Annotated in this window: 3 protein-coding genes; all 3 read left to right on the top strand. The window is 37.6% G+C overall.

The features are described 5' to 3' along the window. Positions 1-200: 200 nt before the first annotated feature. Positions 201-866 (top strand): ParA family protein, encoded by a 666-nt coding sequence (locus NPY00_RS06275; RefSeq protein WP_269021224.1) that lies wholly within the window; start codon positions 201-203, stop codon positions 864-866. Positions 867-885: 19 nt separating this feature from the next. Continuing rightward, positions 886-1,152, top strand: coding sequence for a hypothetical protein (locus tag NPY00_RS06270; RefSeq protein WP_269021223.1), 267 nt, complete (start codon positions 886-888; stop codon positions 1,150-1,152). Positions 1,153-1,195: 43 nt separating this feature from the next. Further along, positions 1,196-1,414, top strand: a 219-nt coding sequence (locus tag NPY00_RS06265; protein ID WP_269021222.1) for a hypothetical protein, incomplete at its 3' end; no start/stop codon positions are given.

The raw sequence follows: 1,414 nt of genomic DNA, 5'->3' as shown, positions 1-1,414 counted from the left end.
TCTTGCCGCAATGATGCGATCCCAGATTGTGTCAACCGTCGGGGCGGCTCTGAAATGTCCTGCTTCTTAATTTTTTGAACAAACAAAGAAAACATTATGCAAATCTATCCATTTTTATATTGCAAAGTACCTTTTAGTATAATACTATACTATATCTTATAATAAAATATGGTATAGTATTATGTCCAGTGAGGAACCGAATGCCTGTCATCTCATTTGCTAATTCAAAAGGAGGTAGCGGTAAAACAACTTCTGCTTTGCTTCTTGCTTGTGAGCTTGCTCATGCTAAACCTGTTACAATTATTGATGCCGATCCTCGTCATCCCGTGACGACTTGGTCTGCTTTGCCGGGAAAACCTGATAATTTAACTGTTGTTACAAATGAATCTGAAAAAACAATTTTAGATGAAATAGAATCCGCAGCTGCTCGCGATCCATTTGTCATTGTGGATCTGGAAGGTACAGCATCACGCTTGACGAGTTATGCAATCAGTCAATCTGACTTGGTCATTGTACCCATGAAAGAACAGCAACAAGATGCTATAGCAGCTATTGAAATCATCAAAGAAATTCACAGAGATATGAAAGCTGTACGACGTACTATTTCTTATGCTGTTTTATTTACGCAATCCAAAGTTATTGCAAAATCAAGAACCGCTCGCTTTGTATCATCACAATTCAGGAACAATTCTAAAATCGATGTTTTTAAAACAGAAATAAATGAACGCGATGCTTTCTCCGCAATTTTCGCGACAGGCGGTTCTCACCGCAATCTTAATCCAAAAGAAGTGAATAATCTTGAAACTGCGATTGGTAATGTTGAAGCATTCGCTATTGAAGTTATTAACAAACTAAGAGCCGTTTAAACAGAGAGGAATATTATTAATGCATAGTGAGAGAAAACCTTTAGATTTTGCTACCCTTGATGATTTTCAACCACGAAAATCTGTCTCTAATGCACATCACACTGAGCGTAAAGAAATAGATAAAACAGCTGCATTTCCAAGCCGTGAGCAATCAGATGATTCACAAATTAATATCAAGGCTAGCACTGTTACCATTAACCGTTTTCGTGCTATGGCAAAAAAAGATCGCTATCGTCACGGTGAATTTTTAGAAATTCTTATGGATTTTTACGAAAAGGGAAAATAACGCGATCAAAAATACTCGCATTGGGTAGCATTCTTGCTTCTCTATGCAGAGACAAAATCGTAGTGATAAAATGATTTCTGCATTTGTTGTAACTACGCATGGAGGTTCTCTTGACCTTGCAATCAAACCAAAAATATTAGCGACCATTGCTAACAAGCATAACTCGATAATGAATAAATTTGTAGAGGAGACTTTTAGCTATGGTATCGAAAAACTCACACAAGCAGAAGCAGGACATTTCAGAGCTGCCCCGACGGTTGAC

The sequence above is a fragment of the Bartonella sp. F02 genome, from assembly GCF_026929975.1.
Taxonomy (GTDB): Bacteria; Pseudomonadota; Alphaproteobacteria; order Rhizobiales; family Rhizobiaceae; genus Bartonella.
The sequence above is the reverse complement of the archived record's forward strand: the minus strand, read 5'-3'. Positions and strand labels throughout refer to the sequence as shown.